11 protein-coding genes and 3 pseudogenes are annotated in these 15156 nt (G+C 62.8%); 8 read left to right on the forward strand and 6 right to left on the reverse strand.

Translation table 11 applies throughout. The features are described 5' to 3' along the window. Positions 1 to 35: 35 nt before the first annotated feature. The 4 genes and pseudogenes from AB5975_22875 (at position 36) to AB5975_22890 (ending at position 4084) form a co-directional block, all read left to right on the forward strand. A complete protein-coding gene (locus tag AB5975_22875) occupies positions 36 to 815 on the forward strand; it encodes a sugar phosphate isomerase/epimerase family protein (protein XDR19346.1) in 780 nt (259 codons plus the stop codon). Beyond that, complete coding sequence (locus tag AB5975_22880; protein ID XDR19347.1) at positions 808 to 1758, forward strand: sugar kinase; 951 nt, start codon at positions 808 to 810, stop codon at positions 1756 to 1758. Before AB5975_22875 ends, AB5975_22880 begins: the two co-directional genes overlap by 8 nt. Before the next feature lie 59 nt (positions 1759 to 1817). Next, positions 1818 to 3111 (forward strand): annotated as a pseudogene (locus AB5975_22885) (MFS transporter). Between the two features lie 10 nt (positions 3112 to 3121). Continuing rightward, positions 3122 to 4084 (forward strand): 2-hydroxyacid dehydrogenase, encoded by a 963-nt coding sequence (locus AB5975_22890; protein ID XDR19348.1) that lies wholly within the window; start codon positions 3122 to 3124, stop codon positions 4082 to 4084. Between the two features lie 58 nt (positions 4085 to 4142). Here the strand turns inward: AB5975_22890 and AB5975_22895 are convergent, their stop codons facing one another. From AB5975_22895 to bamA, 3 genes and pseudogenes are all read right to left on the reverse strand, one after another. Then, on the reverse strand, positions 4143 to 5108 hold the full coding sequence (locus AB5975_22895) for an endonuclease (GenBank protein ID XDR19349.1): 966 nt from the start codon (positions 5106 to 5108) through the stop codon (positions 4143 to 4145). 14 nt (positions 5109 to 5122) lie between these two features. Then, positions 5123 to 5506, reverse strand: a complete 384-nt coding sequence (locus tag AB5975_22900) for a hypothetical protein (protein XDR19350.1) — start codon at positions 5504 to 5506, stop codon at positions 5123 to 5125. Between the two features lie 155 nt (positions 5507 to 5661). Beyond that, a pseudogene (gene bamA, locus AB5975_22905) lies at positions 5662 to 8016 on the reverse strand (outer membrane protein assembly factor BamA). A gap of 197 nt (positions 8017 to 8213) precedes the next feature. Here bamA and AB5975_22910 point away from each other — a divergent pair. Beyond that, positions 8214 to 8905 (forward strand): annotated as a pseudogene (locus AB5975_22910) (response regulator). Next, positions 8902 to 10167 (forward strand): ATP-binding protein, encoded by a 1266-nt coding sequence (locus tag AB5975_22915; protein ID XDR19351.1) that lies wholly within the window; start codon positions 8902 to 8904, stop codon positions 10165 to 10167. Before AB5975_22910 ends, AB5975_22915 begins: the two are co-directional and overlap by 4 nt. A gap of 31 nt (positions 10168 to 10198) precedes the next feature. Here the strand turns inward: AB5975_22915 and AB5975_22920 are convergent, their stop codons facing one another. Then, positions 10199 to 10666 (reverse strand): Lrp/AsnC family transcriptional regulator, encoded by a 468-nt coding sequence (locus AB5975_22920; protein ID XDR19352.1) that lies wholly within the window; start codon positions 10664 to 10666, stop codon positions 10199 to 10201. A gap of 163 nt (positions 10667 to 10829) precedes the next feature. On the opposite strand from AB5975_22920, the gene AB5975_22925 reads away from it, so the two are divergent. Both AB5975_22925 and AB5975_22930 read left to right on the forward strand, forming a co-directional pair. Beyond that, positions 10830 to 12080 carry a Zn-dependent hydrolase gene (locus tag AB5975_22925; GenBank protein XDR19353.1) on the forward strand — a complete coding sequence of 417 codons (1251 nt, stop codon included), beginning with the start codon at positions 10830 to 10832 and terminating at the stop codon, positions 12078 to 12080. Positions 12081 to 12158: 78 nt separating this feature from the next. Beyond that, the gene (locus AB5975_22930; protein XDR19354.1) at positions 12159 to 13364 is read left to right on the forward strand and encodes a diaminopropionate ammonia-lyase; all 1206 of its coding nucleotides are present in this window, start codon (positions 12159 to 12161) and stop codon (positions 13362 to 13364) included. A 12-nt stretch (positions 13365 to 13376) separates the two neighbouring features. Here AB5975_22930 and AB5975_22935 read toward each other — a convergent pair whose 3' ends face one another. After that, positions 13377 to 14561, reverse strand: a complete 1185-nt coding sequence (locus AB5975_22935; protein ID XDR19355.1) for an MFS transporter — start codon at positions 14559 to 14561, stop codon at positions 13377 to 13379. A 106-nt stretch (positions 14562 to 14667) separates the two neighbouring features. Then, a complete protein-coding gene (locus tag AB5975_22940) occupies positions 14668 to 15138 on the reverse strand; it encodes an Lrp/AsnC family transcriptional regulator (protein ID XDR19356.1) in 471 nt (156 codons plus the stop codon). Positions 15139 to 15156: the final 18 nt, after the last annotated feature.

The raw sequence follows: 15156 nt of genomic DNA on the forward strand, positions 1-15156 counted from the left end.
TCAAAAATGAAACCGGTTTCATAAGGATAAGAACAATGCACCCGAACCCCGTTTCCATCAGCCTTTCCAGCTACGGTGCCGACTTTGTACGGCAACGTGGCCAAGAGCAGTTCCTGGACTTGCTGGCAGCCGCTGGCGTTAGCCGAGTGGAATTGCGCGAAGAACTGTTCGCCAGTGCACCTGACGCATCCGCCCTGGGTGCGGTCATTGCCGCATTGCACCTGGAGTGCCTGTATTCGACACCCCTTGAACTGTGGACCACGCAAGGCATGCCCGATCCACTCCTGGTCCACAAGCTCGAAATCGCCCGAGCGCTTGGCGCGGTGGCGCTGAAGGTTTCCCTGGGCCATTTCAATGAGCGCTGCGATATGACGGCCCTGGCGGCACTGCTGCCGGCACATGGGCCGCTGCTGCTGGTTGAAAACGATCAGACCACCCATGGAGGCAGGATCGAACCCCTGGTGGAGTTTTTCCAGTGGGCCGAGCAGTTAAGGCTGCGCCTGGGGATGACGTTCGATATCGGTAACTGGCAGTGGCAGGGTGAGGCTGCGGGGCAAGCCGCACGGCAACTTGGCCGTTGGGTGCAGTACGTGCACTGCAAGGCTGTGCAGCGCCGGGCCGATGGCCGCCTGGTTGCCATACCGCCCCAGGCGGCGGACCTACACGAGTGGGCAACGCTGCTGGCCGAGTTCGCGCCTGGCGTGGTACGCGCCGTCGAGTACCCCTTGGTTGGCGAAGACCTGCTGGCGCTGACCCGCGCCCAGGTGCGTAGCCTGTCTGCGCTGGGCGCGGAGCAGGAGGTGGCCCATGCATGAGCATGACGTGCTGTGTTTCGGCGAGACCATGGCCATGTTCGTTGCCGAGCAAACCGGCGACCTGGCCAGTGTCGAGCAGTTTGGCAAACGCATCGCCGGTGCGGACAGCAACGTGGCCATCGGCCTGGCGCGGCTGGGTTTCAACGTGCGCTGGCTGAGCCGGGTAGGTGACGATTCGCTGGGCCGTTTCGTGCTCGACAGCTTGCGCCGCGAAGGACTGGACTGTTCCGGCGTGGAGGTGGACGCCAGCTACCCCACCGGTTTTCAGCTCAAGGCCCGCTGCGATGATGGCAGCGACCCGTCGGTGGAGTACTTCCGCCGTGGCTCGGCAGCCCGTCGGCTGTCGCCAGCGCTGATTCATTCAGACGTGCTGCAAGCACGCCATCTGCACGCCACCGGCATTCCGCCGGCGCTGTCGGACAGTTGCCGGGCGCTGTCCCACGCGCTGCTGGACGCCATGCGCGCAGCGGGGCGCAGTATTTCGTTCGACCCCAACCTGCGCCCCTCGCTGTGGCCTGATCAAAGCAGCATGGTGCGCGAAATCAATGCCCTGGCGACCAAGGCCGACTGGGTTCTACCGGGCCTGGAAGAGGGGCGGTTGCTGACTGGCCAGCAAACACCGGCGGACATCGCCGCATTCTACCTTGACCAAGGGGTTGAGCTGGTCGTCATCAAACTGGGCGAGGCCGGCGCCTACTTTCGCAGCGCCAAGGGAGAAGGGCAGGTAGCGGCGGTGCCGGTCAGCCATGTGGTGGATACCGTTGGTGCCGGCGATGCCTTTGCCGTCGGCGTGCTCAGTGCGCTGCTGGAGGGCCGTGCAGTGGCTGAGGCCGTGGCGCGTGGTAACTGGTGCGGCAGCCGTGCCGTGCAATCGCGGGGCGACATGGAAGGGTTGCCGCTGCGCCACGAGCTGGAGGCCCACAACCTGCGCAGAAGCGCTTGACCCAACCAACCCCGAATCACCTGTTGCAACAAAAACAACAAGCTCAGGAGAAACAAACCATGCAAAGCCCAAGCCTGGCACCTCGCCGTTGGTGGTACATCATCCCAATCGTGTTCTTCACTTATAGCCTGGCGTACCTGGACCGCGCCAATTACGGTTTCGCCGCCGCCTCTGGCATGGCCGACGACCTGCAAATCACTCCCGTGCTGTCTTCGCTGCTGGGTGCGCTGTTCTTTCTCGGTTACTTCTTCTTCCAGGTACCCGGTGCCATCTACGCCGAAAAGCGCAGTGTGAAGAAGCTGATCTTCGTCTGCCTGATCCTTTGGGGCGGCCTTGCCACGCTTACCGGCATGGTCAGCAACGTCTACATGCTGATCGGAATCCGCTTCCTGCTTGGGGTGGTGGAGGCGGCGGTCATGCCGGCAATGCTGGTGTACCTGTGCCATTGGTTCACCCGTGCTGAGCGCTCGCGTGCCAATACCTTTCTGATGCTCGGCAACCCGGTGACCATCTTGTGGATGTCGGTGGTGTCGGGGTACCTGATCAAACATTACGACTGGCGCTGGATGTTCATCATCGAAGGCCTGCCAGCTGTGATCTGGGCGTTCTTCTGGTGGCGCCTGGTGGATGACCGCCCGGCCCAGGTCAACTGGCTGAGCGCACAGGAAAAGGCCGCCCTTGCGCAAGCACTGGCCGCCGAGCAGCAGGGCATCAAGCCAGTGAAAAACTACCGCGAGGCGTTCCGCTCGCCGCAGGTGATCATCCTGGCGCTGCAGTACTTCTGCTGGAGTATTGGCGTGTATGGCTTCGTGCTGTGGCTGCCGTCGATTCTCAAGCAAGCGGCGAACGTCGATATCGTGCAGGCCGGCTGGCTGGCCTCGGTGCCGTACCTGGCAGCGGTGCTGGCGATGGTGGGCGTGTCCTGGGCGTCCGACCGCCTGCAAAAACGCAAGCGTTTCGTCTGGCCGCCACTGCTGATTGCCGCCGTGGCGTTCTATGGCTCGTATGCCTTGGGCACTGAGCACTTCTGGCTGTCGTATACGTTGCTGGTGGTCGCCGGCGCCTGCATGTACGCACCCTGATGGCCCGTTCTTCGCGATCGTGCCCGAGATCCTGCCGGCCAACGTCGCAGGCGGTGCCATGGCGCTGATCAACAGCATGGGCGCGCTGGGCTCGTTCGGTGGCTCGTGGCTGGTGGGCTACCTCAATGGTGCAACAGGTGGGCCTGGCGCCTCTTACCTGTTCATGTGCGGTGCGCTGCTGAGCGCAGTGGCGCTTACCGCTGCACTCAATACTTCCCAAATGTCTGGCCGGGCAAAGCGCGATAGCGCGCAACTGGCCGTGAACCCTTAGGACACTTGCAATGAAGAAGCGAATTGTTCTGTATAAACGCCTGCCCGCTGACTTGATGGCACGCCTGCAAGCGCGCGTTGAGGTGACCTGGGTAGATACGGCCCAGCCCGATGGCCTGGCCCGCTTGCGCGATGCGTTGCCGGGCGCGCACGGGTTGCTCGGGGCCAGTGTGCGCCTGGATGCCAGCCTGCTTGACCTGGCGCCACAGCTGGAAGTGGTGTCCAGCGTTTCGGTGGGCGTGGACAACTACGATGTTGCCGAACTCAGCCGCCGTGGTGTGAAGCTGACCAACACGCCCGACGTGTTGACCGAAACCACCGCCGACACCGGCTTTGCCCTGCTCCTGGCCACCGCCAGGCGGGTGGTGGAGCTGGCGAACTGGGTGCGTGATGGCCATTGGCAGGCCAACCTGGGGCCTGCACATTTTGGCAGTGATGTGCACGGCAAGACGCTGGGCATCGTCGGCATGGGTCGCATCGGCGAGGCCTTGGCCCGGCGCGCATCCGCCGGCTTTGGCATGCGTGTGCTGTACCACAGCCAGCGCCCCAAGCCCGAGGTGGAGACACGCTATGGCGCACGCAAATGCAGCCTGGATGCCTTGTTGCAGCAGGCGGATTTCGTTTGCCTGACGGTGCCGCTGAACGCCAGCACCGAAGGCCTGATTGGCACACGGGAACTGGCGTTGATGAAGCCCGAAGCAATCCTGGTGAACATCTCGCGTGGGCGTGTGGTGGATGAACAAGCGCTGATCGAAGCGCTGCGGAACCGGCGCATTCGCGGCGCGGGGCTTGATGTGTTCGTGCAGGAGCCGCTGGCGACAGACTCGCCGCTATTGCAGCTCGATAACGTCGTAGCGACCCCGCATATCGGCTCAGCGACCGAGGAAACCCGCCAGGCCATGGCGCGTTGCGCGGTGGACAACCTGCTCAGCGCGCTGGCCGGTGAGCGGCCGTTGAACCTGGTCAACGGCTAGCGCGAACCCTGGTACTTGCACAAGGCCGCTCACCCAAGTGAAGGCCCCGCAAGTCAAGTCATCGGCAGTTACCCGCCTTGCGGTAGCCCGCTGCCTGCGCTTCACCTTCGGTGGCGAACGTAACCTGGTTTTTCGCCGCCACCTGGTTGTAGCCCGGGCAGCCAACCGACAGGTGATAGACATGGCTGTTGCGGTTGCCTAGCACAGCCCCGACCGACTCGGCGCTGGCCAGGCTCGGTTTGGCCTCTGCCTTGGCGGCTTTTACCGGCACCGCTTGCACCACGCCACTGCCAACCGGCTTGTAGTCGGCCGTCCACTTGCGTTCCCCGCTTACAAACGGGTTGGCATGCCCCATGATCGCGGCAATGCGCCGGTCGCGTTCTTTCTCCCAGGCCGACACCGGGTGTTGCTTGTCCCAGGCCATCAGCAGCTGTTGCTGCTGGCGCGACATGCTCAGCTGGTAGCGGTCGAACATGTAGAACGTGGTGCGGGCCACCAGGCCTTTGACTTCATCGCGCGGTTCGGCGGCGCGCTGGACGAAATCGACCTTGGTGCTGCATTGGCCGTATTCACCAGCATTGCCAGCCACCATGCCGTAGTTGAAGTTGCTGCGGTCACCGTTGACCTCGCCCACGGCCGGGTACAGGTTGAACAGGTCGGCCTCCATGGCGCGGAATACCGGGTCGTTGTCCACGCAATGTTCGCGGCCACCGTTCTTCCAGCACTGGCGCTGGTTGCCGAAGGTGTAGGCGGGCACGATGTGCTCCCACTCGGTACGCTCGGCGCGGTTCTGCTGCTTGCGCGTCTGGTAACCGCACGAGGCGGCATCGATACGCCCGCCGGACTTGCCCACCCAGGTCCACTTGCAACCGCAGTACAGGTCGCCCATGGCACTGCTGGCTTGGTCCAGGTACACCTTCTGCTTGGCCACCACCTTGGCTTCGGTGAAGGTTGCCGGCGGGTTGGCCAGGGCGGGCAGGGTAAAGGAAAACAATAAGGTTACGGCGTAAAGCAGTGATTTCATGGAGAAAACATATTTCAGATTGGGGCGCGCATTGTAATGCTTTCCCCGTTGCAGGCCAGCTCGCGAAGCCATACCAGTGGTCGGCCAGGGTGTTCGCTGGCCATGAGGCTGAAGGTGGCTGAGTCGAGCATGTCGCGCACCTGGGTGCTCATGCGCAACAGGCGCTCGATGAAACCGGCTGTGACGGTGCCGTAGTCTTCCAGGGAAACACCGCTTTGGTTGTGCTGGATTGCCAAGTGGTAGTGGCTCACCCCGGCACCGTCGCCACTGCCGCCCAGGACCACGGTGAAACGTGGGCCGAGCAGGCTGGCCAGGCGCTGTTGGACCAGGTCGAGCAGTGCCAGCGGTACTTCATCGTGCCGCAGTGTGGTGGGGAAGCAAGGGGTGAAGGGAGGCATGAGTGTGTCCTGCTGGGCGGGGTTCGAGTGCAGGTCAGCTTAGGCAATGTGACTGTCAACTTGGGTTAAGCGGGGGTAAAAGCGGGTAATGCTCCAAAGCGCTTCGCGGTCCCTGTAGGACCGCGCAGGACGCTTGCCTTGCCGGCTTCAGAATGTCTGCCCAGGGAGAACTGGAAAATCTGGGTCTCGGCGTTATCCGGCTTTTTCAACGGCGCCGCCAGGCTGAAGCTCAGCGGTCCCATCGGGCTGTACCAGGTCACGCCAACCCCCAGCGACACGGCCATCTGCGCCAGGTCGACGCTGCCACAGCCTTGGGTGGTGGACAGGTAGCAGGTGTCGGCATACACATTGCCCGCATCGACGAACAATGAGCTGCGCAGTTGGCTCTGGTCCTTCACGAACGGCAACGGGAAAATGTACTCGGCACCGCCGGTGATCAGGATATTGCCCCCCAGCACATCGGTGTCTCGGTCGGAGTAGTAAGCCTGGCCTGAGCTTGCATAAGCACCGGTGGCCGGGGTATTGCGTGGGCCGAGGGTGCCGTCCTTGAACCCACGCACCGAACCCTGGCCACCTGCGGTGTAGCTTTCATAGAACGGCAAGCCGTCGGTGGAGCCGTAGCCATTGCCATAGCCCAGGCTGGTGTGCAGGCGCAGTGCGGTGTTGTTGGTCACCGGTAAGTAGGCCTGGCCGTTGTAGTCCAGCTTGTAGAATGACAGGTCGCTGCCTGGGGTGGTGGCCATCAGCGTCAGGCTCTGCGAGTGGCCACGGGTGGCCAGTACGCCTTTATTGAGGGTGGATTCCGACCAGCCGATCGAGGCCTTGAGGTTGTTGAAACTCTTGCCCTCGCGGGAAATGAAGTCGTAGATCTCGTCGGCGCTGTAGGTGCCCGGCGAAAGGTCGTCGTGCTGCAGGGTGAGGCCGTAGCTCAGGCGCGAGGTTTCGCTGATCGGGTAGCCAAAGCTGACCCCGGCGCCGTAGCTGTTGATCGCATAATACGAAACGCCATCGTCGTAGTAATCGCTGTAGTCGGTGCTGTTGTAGAACAGGTTGTAGCCCAGGCTGACCCCGTCGGCGGTGAAGTAGGGGTCGGTGAAACCGAAGTTGTACTTGGTCTGGTATTCGCTGCGCGTCAGGCCGATGGCCACCTTGTTACCGGTACCGAGGAAGTTGCTCTGGCTGATCGAACCACCGAGGATCAGGCCGGCGCTCTGGGCGAAACCGACGCTGGCGGTGATCGAGCCGGAGGCCTGCTCTTCGACGCTGTAGTTGACGTCGACCTGGTCGTCGGTGCCAGCTACCTGCGGGGTCTCGACGTTGACTTCCTTGAAGAAGCCCAGGCGCTCCAGACGGGTCTTGGACTGGTCGATCAGGTAGGTCGAGGCCCAGCCGCCTTCCATCTGGCGCATTTCGCGGCGCAGCACTTCGTCTTCGGTCTTGGTGTTGCCGCGGTAGTTGATGCGGTTGACGTAGGCACGCTTGCCCGGGTCGACCACGAACATGATGTCGACCGTGTGGTCCTGGTCGTTCGGCTGTGGCACGCCGTTGACGTTGGCGAAGGTGTAGCCTTCGTTACCCAGGCGGCGGGTGATCAGCTCGGAGGTGGTGGTCATCACCTTGCGCGAGAACACCTGGCCTGGCTGCACCAGCAGCAGCGACTTGACCTGGTCTTCCGGCACCTTGAGGTCACCGGACAGCTTCACGTCGCGAACGGTGTACTTCTCGCCTTCGTTGATGTTGACGGTGATGTAGACGTGCTTCTTGTCCGGCGTGATGGACACCTGGGTGGAGGCGATGTCCATGTTGATGTAGCCGCGGTCCAGGTAGTAGGAACGCAGGCGCTCCAGGTCCCCGGAGAGTTTTTCACGAGCGTACTTATCATCGTTCTTGAAGAACGACAGCCAGTTGGTGGTCTTCAGCTCGGACAGCTGCCCCAGGGTTTCGTCATCGAACACGTTGTTGCCAACGATGTTGATGTGCTGGATGGCGGCGACGGTGCCTTCGTTGATCTTGATCTTCAGCGCCACACGGTTGCGCGGCTGCGGCACCACTTCGGCGTCGACCTCGGCCGAGTAGCGGCCCTGGGCCACGTACTGGCGCTGCAGCTCGTTACGCACACCTTCGAGGGTGGCACGCTGGAAGATTTCGCCCTCGGCCAGGCCCGATTGCTTCAGGCCCTTCATCAGGTCTTCGGTGCTGATCGCCTTGTTGCCTTCGATCTCGATGCTCGACACCGACGGGCGCTCGACCACGTTGATGATCAGCACATTGCCATCGCGGTTCAACTGGATGTCCTGGAAGAACCCGGTCTTGAACAGGGAACGGGTCGAGTCCACCAGGCGGCGGTCATCGGCCTGGTCGCCGACGTTCAGCGGCATGGCACCGAACACACTGCCGGCGGAAACCCGCTGCAGGCCGTTGACGCGGATGTCGGCGATCCTGAAGGGGGAGGCCTGGGCCAGCGTGGCTTTCAGCAACAGGATGGAGAGCAACAGGCGCGGGTAGTTCATCGGGGGTTCCAGACAAGCGGATTCGGAGTGCAGCACGTGCGGGCAACCCGCATGCGGCGGGCGATGAGGATACGGGCGGGCTGTGTACGGCGCGGTTAGCCGAGGGTAAAGATGTGTAAAGTCCGACCGGCCGGCGGTGACAGTGCCCGCCTGCAGGGTGATCATTACGGCCCCTGCAATTGCGATATCTGGCCCTGATGATCCCTGTGCTGCTGGTCGACGACGACCGCGAACTGACTGAAATGCTCTCTCTGTACCTGGCGCGCGAAGGCTTCCAGGCCACGGCCGTGGACACCGGTGAAGAGGGCGAGGCCCAGGCGCTGTCCGGTAACTACCAGGTGGTGGTGCTGGACGTGATGCTGCCCGGTATCTCCGGTATCGAAGTGCTGCGCCGTGTGCGTGCACGCAGCCAGGTGCCGGTGCTGCTGCTGACCGCCCGTGGCGACAACATCGACCGCATTGCCGGCCTTGAACTGGGGGCCGATGACTATGTGCCCAAGCCCAGTTCCCCGGGGAACTGGTGGCACGTCTGCGGGCAATTCTGCGCCGGGTACAGCCACAGCAGATGGGCGAGGCCAGTGCGCCCGAACAGCTACGCACCGGGGCATTGAAAATGTGGCCGGGCCGACGCGAGGCGCACTGGGGCGACGCTACGCTGGAGCTGACCGGCTCCGAGTTCAGCCTGCTGGAGGCATTGGCCCGTCAGGCTGGCCAGTTGGTCAGCAAGCAGGACCTTTCGCTTAATGCCCTGGGCCGGCCGCTGACCCGTTACGACCGGCGTATCGACGTGCATGTCAGCAGCATTCGGCAAAAACTTGGCCCGCGCGCCGACGGCAGCAGCTGGATCCAGAGCGTGCGTGGCATGGGCTACATGTTGATCGTCGAATGATGCGCCGGCGCCTGTTCTGGAAGCTGTTTCTGGCGTTCTGGCTGGCCAACTGCCTGACCTTCCTGGTGGGGGCGGGCGCTTTCATGCTCAATGACTGGCGTGGCGATACGCCGGCGCTGCGCTCGCTGCTGGCCACCGAACTGCAGCTGTTGCAGCGTTACGGCGAGCAGGCAGGCCGACAGCTGCTTGAGGTATCACCGCAACCGCCCGATGTACAGGTGGGCCTTTACGACAGCCAAGGCCAGTTGCTGGCCGGCAGAGCGGTGCCGGTGGCGCGTTTCGAGCAGGCGTTGAGCGACCGTGAAGGTCGCCCGCTGGTGCTACGTGCTTCGGTGGCCACGGTGCTTGGCGAGCCACCGCGCCCGCGTGGTATGGGCCCGTTGTTTACCGGCACGCTGATGAGTGCACTGTTCGCCTTCCTGTGCAGCTTGTACCTGACTCGCCCGCTGGCCTGGTTACGTGAGGCGATGGGCCAGGTAGCCCAGGGCCGCTTCGATGTGCGGGTAAAGCCCAGGCTGGGCAAGCGCCGCGACGAGATCGTCGAGCTGGCGGAGGACTGCGACCGCATGGCCGGTCAGCTGAAGGCACTGGTGCAGGCGCAGCAGAACCTGCTGCACGATATTTCCCACGAACTGCGTTCACCGCTGACGCGCATGCATGCTGCCATTGGCCTGATGCGCCAGCAGCCCGACCGGCACGACATGCTGGAGCGGGTGGAGCGCGAATCGCGGCGCATGGATGACCTGATCGAGCAGTTGTTGACCTTGGCCCGCGCCCAGGCTCGCCAGGGCGATAGCGACTTTGCCAGCGTGGATGTGGTGGAGCTGCTGGCGCAGATCGTCGAAGACGCCCGCTTCGAGGCCGGCATGAAGCAGTGCCAGGTGTCTTTGCAAGCCCAGGGTGCGTTTCTCATCCACGGTCATGAAGAACTGCTGTACCGGGCGTTCGAGAACATCATCCGCAACGCGGTGCGCTACACCGCAGTTGGTACGGAGGTGTTGGTGGAGGCCGCTATGGCGCCGGGTGGGCAATGGTTTCAGGTCTGTGTCAGCGACCATGGGCCGGGCGTAGATCCGGCGCGCCTGCCGCGGATCTTCGAGCCGTTCGACCGGGGTGCCGACAGCGATGGTGATGGTTTCGGCCTGGGCTTGGCTATCGCCCAGCGGGCCATTGCCCTGCACGGCGGTAGTATCACTGCGCAGGCCGCCGCCACTGGTGGTCTGCGGGTGCGCATCGAACTGCCACAGGCAAGCCCGGCTTGAGCCATTGAGGCCGTAAAGCGGCCTCAATGGCTCAAGCCGTGAGCGTCGGTACGAACATGCCGGTCTTCACATTGCTCATCGAAACCAACGTCTTGAAGCGTTTGACATTGTTGTTTTCGAAGAACAACTCACGGGTCAGCTGGGTGTACTGCTCCATGTGCCGCACCAGCATGATCAGCACGAAATCGCATTCCCCCGCCACGTAGTAGCACTGTTGCACCTGCGGGCAGGCGAGGAAGGTGCGCTTCATCTCGTCCAGCAGGTCCAGCCGCTCGTTCTCCACTTCGACCTCGGTGATCACGGTCAGCGTGTAACCCAGATGCACGGCATCCACCTGTGCCACCGTGCCACGGATCACGCCGTCGGCCGCCATTTTCTTCAAGCGCCGGTTCACCGCTGCCGAGGACAGGTTGACCTGCGTGCCCAGGTCCAACTGCGACGTCCCGGCATTGCGCTGTACGGCCTCGAGCAGGGCCAGATCGAAGTGATCGAGGGGCATGAAGGTATCTCCGTTGCTAAGCAGCGCCAAAGGCTGGAAAAGCGTAATGAAAGTGCATGAAAAGGTCGGAAATCAAGTTTTTCGTACGCTTTCGCCGAATAGAATTCTCCCATGATCAAACAGGGTGCGCTGCCATGGCATGGCACCCAAGGAGAAACGGTTGATGAATACGAGTACCCCGTTGCAATTGGACGGCGCGTTGCTATTGCAGCAAATCAGTGCGCTGGGGCAAGTAGGCGTCGACCCCATTCACGGCGGACGCACTCGGATTGCGCTGACCGATACAGAAAAGGCTGGGCGCGATCTGCTGGTTGAATGGATGCATGAGCTTGATCTCGAGGTGCAGATCGATCGCATCGGCAACATTTTCGGCACGTTGCGCTCAGCTACTGACAGCGGTGCCCAGCGCCCACTGATGATGGGTTCGCACATCGATACCGTCACCAATGCTGGCGCCCTGGATGGCTGCTACGGGGTGCTGGCGGGGCTGGCAGTGATACGTGCTTATCGTGAGGCAGGGCGGCAGCCCGAGCGTTCGATCACCGTTGGCGCCTTTACCAACGAAGAGGGCGTGCGCTACCAGCCAGACATGATGGGCTCGTTGGTATACGCCGGTGGCCTATCGTTGCAGCAGGCCCTGGATACGCTTGGCACCGACGGCACGCGGCTGGGCGACGAATTGGCGCGTATTGGCTATGCCGGCACAATGCAGCCAGGGGCCGTGGGGCCGCACGAATACCTTGAGCTGCACATCGAGCAGGGCCCGATCCTTGAGGCCGAGAACACCCTGATTGGCGTGGTCGAGAACCTGCAAGGCATTTCCTGGCAGCAGGTAGAGGTGCTGGGCCATGCCAACCATGCCGGCACCACACCGACTCACCTGCGCCATGATGCCGGTTTCGTGGCCAGTGCCATCGTTGCCGAACTGCGCGCCATGGCCGTATATTCTGGCACGACCCTGGCCACCGTCGGCTGCATGCGGTTCGAGCCAAACCTGATCAACGTCATTGCACGCAAGGCGACCTTCACCGTCGACCTGCGCGACCCGGACGAAACCTGCCTGGCTCACGCCGAAAACCGCCTGAGCCAATACCTGGATTCCCTCGCCAAGCGTGAAGGCGTGAGCATCGCTACGGAGCGCCTGGTGCGCTTTGAACCAGTTGCCTTCGATGCCGGCCTGGTCGATGCGATCGAAGCCTCGGCGCGGCGCTTGGGCTTCAGCCACCGACGCATGACCTCTGGTGCCGGGCACGATGCGCAAATGATCGCCCGCATAGCGCCGGCTGCGATGATCTTCGTGCCCAGTCAGGGCGGCATCAGCCACAACCCGCGCGAGTTTACCGCTGACGATCACCTCGTTCAGGGGGCGCAGGTGTTGCTGGATGTCGTGAGCCATCGCCTGGCCCACACCTGATATTCATTGAAAAAACCGCCCACGGCAGTTTGGCTGCAGCGGCATGGGCTTGCTGATACTTGTAGAACGGAGTGCTGCATGTTTGTTTCCAACCCCAAGGCTGGCCGCCAGCCATACCCACAAGCGTTGCGAACTGTGATGAGCATTGCCAAGGCCGAAGAAAGCCGCCAGTGGCTGACCGGTTGGTCGTGCCTGAATGCTGGGGCCACGCCGCTGTACGGTTTGCCTGACCTGGCCGCAGAACTGGGCATAGCCCAGCTGTCGGTCAAGGATGAATCGGTGCGCTCGGTGCTCGGTAGCTTCAAGGCCCTTGGGGCGCCGATCGCCTTGGTTCGGTTGATTCTGCGAACCTTCCCCGAACAGCCTTTCGCGCCCCATGGGTTGCTGGAGGGCCATTATGCTGATCTGCTGGCCGGCTTCACCGTCGTCAGTGCCACTGATGGCAACCATGGCAAAGGCCTGGCGGCAGCAGCACACAGCATAGGCTGTCGCTGCGTGATCGTGCTGCACGCCAATGTCAGCATCGAGCGTGAGCAGGCGATTGCCGCCTACGGCGCACAGATCGTGCGGGTTGCCGGCAACTATGACAAGTCGGTCGAGCACGCCGCCGTGCTGGCGGCGAGCAATGGCTGGACCGTGGTTTCTGATACCTCGTATGAAGGCTATGAGGAGATCCCGCGCGACGTGATGCAAGGCTACGCAACCATCGCCGCGGAAATCATCGAAGCCACCGTCGGGCAGCCACCGTTCACTCATGTGTTCCTGCAGGGCGGGGTAGGTGGCTTGGCAGCTGGCATCGTCAGCTACCTGTGGGAACACTTCGGCGAGCAGCGCCCGCTGTTTGTCATGGTCGAACCCGAGCAGGCCGACTGCCTGTACCAAAGTGCGATGCTTGGCAAGCCGGCCAGGGCTGTTGGCTCGGTGGACTCGGTCATGGCCGGCCTGGCCTGTGGCGAGACATCGCCCCTGGCATGGCGCTTCCTGGAGCCGAGCATCGATTGTTTCATGACCATCAGCGACGACGAGGCCGTGGCCGCCATGCGCCGCCTGTCAGCCGGCAGCGTTCGTGACATTCCGTTGATCGCGGGTGAGTCAGGTGTGGCCGGGCTGGCTGGGCTGGCCCGCCTGGTCAAGGACTCGGGCGCAGCCGCCAGCCTGGGGGTCGGTAGAAATGCCCGCATTCTCTTCATCAACACCGAAGGTGCCACCGCCCCCGGCGTTTACGCCGAGCTGTTGGGCGAAACGGCCGCCTCGGTGCTGGCGCGCCAGCAGTGCTGGGCCTAACGACCGGATGTTTCAGTGGCCGCCTTTCATCCGCCGTGCCAACAGGTAGATACCCAGGCCAACCAGCGCCGTCGCCGCGCCGATGAACCCGGTACTGGTCCAGCCCATACCGGCAGTGATCGCCATGCCGCCCAGCCATGGCCCCAGTGCATTGGCCAGGTTGAACGCCGCATGGTTCGACGCGGCGGCCAGGCTTGGCGCTTCATGAGCAATGTCCATCAGGCGGATCTGCAGCGGTGCGGCCAGGGCGATCATGGTACCCACCAGGCCGATGCCCAGCAGCAGGCTCCACAGCGCTTGGGCGGCGAAGGTGAAGAACAGCAGCACGGCAATCGACCACATCAACACCAGCCCCACCGCGCGGAATTGCAGGCGGTCGAACAGTTTGCCGCCCGCGATGTTGCCGACGATGCCGCCAACACCGAACGCCGCCAGGCCGAACGGAATCCACTGCGGCGAGACCTGGGTCACTTGCAGCATGGTCGGCGCCAGGTAGCTGAACACGCAGAACATGCCGGCAAAGCCGATGGAAGCGATGGCCAGCGCCATCCATACCTGCGGGAGGGTAAAGGCCTGCAGTTCCTTGCGTGGGTCGCTGCGTACTTCGTCGTGACGCTGGGGCACGAAACGCCAGACCAGGGCGATGGTGCACAGGGCAATCGCGCCGACCAGCACGAAGGCCGAACGCCAGCCGAAATACTGGCCCAGGAACGTGGCCACCGGGTTGCCGAGCAACATGGCCAGGGTCAGGCCCATCATCACCCGAGCGACGGCACCTGCACGTTGATCTTTGGCCACCATGCTCGAGGCCACCACAGCCGCAATGCCGAAGTAGGCGCCGTGGGGCAGGCCACTGATGAAGCGGAAGGCGACCAGGCCGCCGAACGAGGGGGCGAAGGCCGTGGCCAGGTTGCCCAAGGCATACAGCAGCATCAACAGCAGCAGCATGTGCTTGCGCAGCAGTTTGGCACCGAGAATCGCCAGGGTAGGGGCGCCGACCATCACCCCCAATGCATAGGCGCTGATGGCATGGCCCACCTGTGGCTCGCTCAACTGCAGGTTGCTGGCTATGTCGGGCATCAGGCCCATGATGGCGAATTCGCCGGTGCCGATGGCGAAGCTGCCCAGCGCCATGGCGGCTTCCATCTTGGCGACGGTGCTTTTACTGGCGAGCGGGGGGAGTTCCTGGACTGACATCTGTATCCCTATTGAAACATGCTGAAACGTTCAAGGCGGGATCATAGTCAATCTGTGACTGCAACGTCGAGGACGCTGGACGGCTATTCAGCGTGTCGGGGGGCAATCACAGTGTCAGCTTCTTGCTGAACTTTGTCTCCATGACAATGTGCGAAGCAGTGTGGGTCACGCCCTTGATCATGTTGATGCGGGTCAGCTCGGCATTCAGCTCCCCCAGCGTGTGGGTGGTCAGGTGGATGATGAAGTCCATTTCACCCGACACCGCATACACCGCCTGCACCGAGTCCATCTTGCGCAAAGTGGTCATCACGTCGGTGTAGCTCTTGTTGCTGCATGAAGTCATGGTGAAGCAGTTGATCACTTGCTGCAGCTTGTCCTGGTCGATGCGCACGCTGTAGCCGGTGATGACCCCGGCGTTTTCCAAGCGGTTGATGCGCTCCTGCACCGCAGAACGCGACACGCCCAGCTTGCGCGCCAGCGAGGCGGTGGGCTCGCGGGCGTTGGCCTGCAGCAAGGCCAACAGTTGCCGGTCTTTTTCGGTCAGTTTGAACAGCGCGCCGGGTGGGAGGGCGTCCATGGTGGTTCCTGGTGATTG

This window comes from Pseudomonas putida, from assembly GCA_041071465.1.
GTDB lineage: Bacteria > Pseudomonadota > Gammaproteobacteria > Pseudomonadales > Pseudomonadaceae > Aquipseudomonas > Aquipseudomonas putida_P.

Bases quoted from the DNA above. Each gene is read 5' to 3' on its own strand.
- AB5975_22925 (XDR19353.1), top strand. From the start codon at position 10,830: ATGAATACGAGTACCCCGTTGCAATTGGACGGCGCGTTGCTATTGCAG.
- AB5975_22895 (XDR19349.1), bottom strand. From the start codon at position 5,108: ATGAAATCACTGCTTTACGCCGTAACCTTATTGTTTTCCTTTACCCTG.
- AB5975_22875 (XDR19346.1), top strand. From the start codon at position 36: ATGCACCCGAACCCCGTTTCCATCAGCCTTTCCAGCTACGGTGCCGAC.
- AB5975_22900 (XDR19350.1), bottom strand. From the start codon at position 5,506: ATGCCTCCCTTCACCCCTTGCTTCCCCACCACACTGCGGCACGATGAA.
- AB5975_22940 (XDR19356.1), bottom strand. From the start codon at position 15,138: ATGGACGCCCTCCCACCCGGCGCGCTGTTCAAACTGACCGAAAAAGAC.
- AB5975_22930 (XDR19354.1), top strand. From the start codon at position 12,159: ATGTTTGTTTCCAACCCCAAGGCTGGCCGCCAGCCATACCCACAAGCG.
- AB5975_22880 (XDR19347.1), top strand. From the start codon at position 808: ATGCATGAGCATGACGTGCTGTGTTTCGGCGAGACCATGGCCATGTTC.
- AB5975_22920 (XDR19352.1), bottom strand. From the start codon at position 10,666: ATGCCCCTCGATCACTTCGATCTGGCCCTGCTCGAGGCCGTACAGCGC.
- AB5975_22890 (XDR19348.1), top strand. From the start codon at position 3,122: ATGAAGAAGCGAATTGTTCTGTATAAACGCCTGCCCGCTGACTTGATG.
- AB5975_22915 (XDR19351.1), top strand. From the start codon at position 8,902: ATGATGCGCCGGCGCCTGTTCTGGAAGCTGTTTCTGGCGTTCTGGCTG.
- AB5975_22935 (XDR19355.1), bottom strand. From the start codon at position 14,561: ATGTCAGTCCAGGAACTCCCCCCGCTCGCCAGTAAAAGCACCGTCGCC.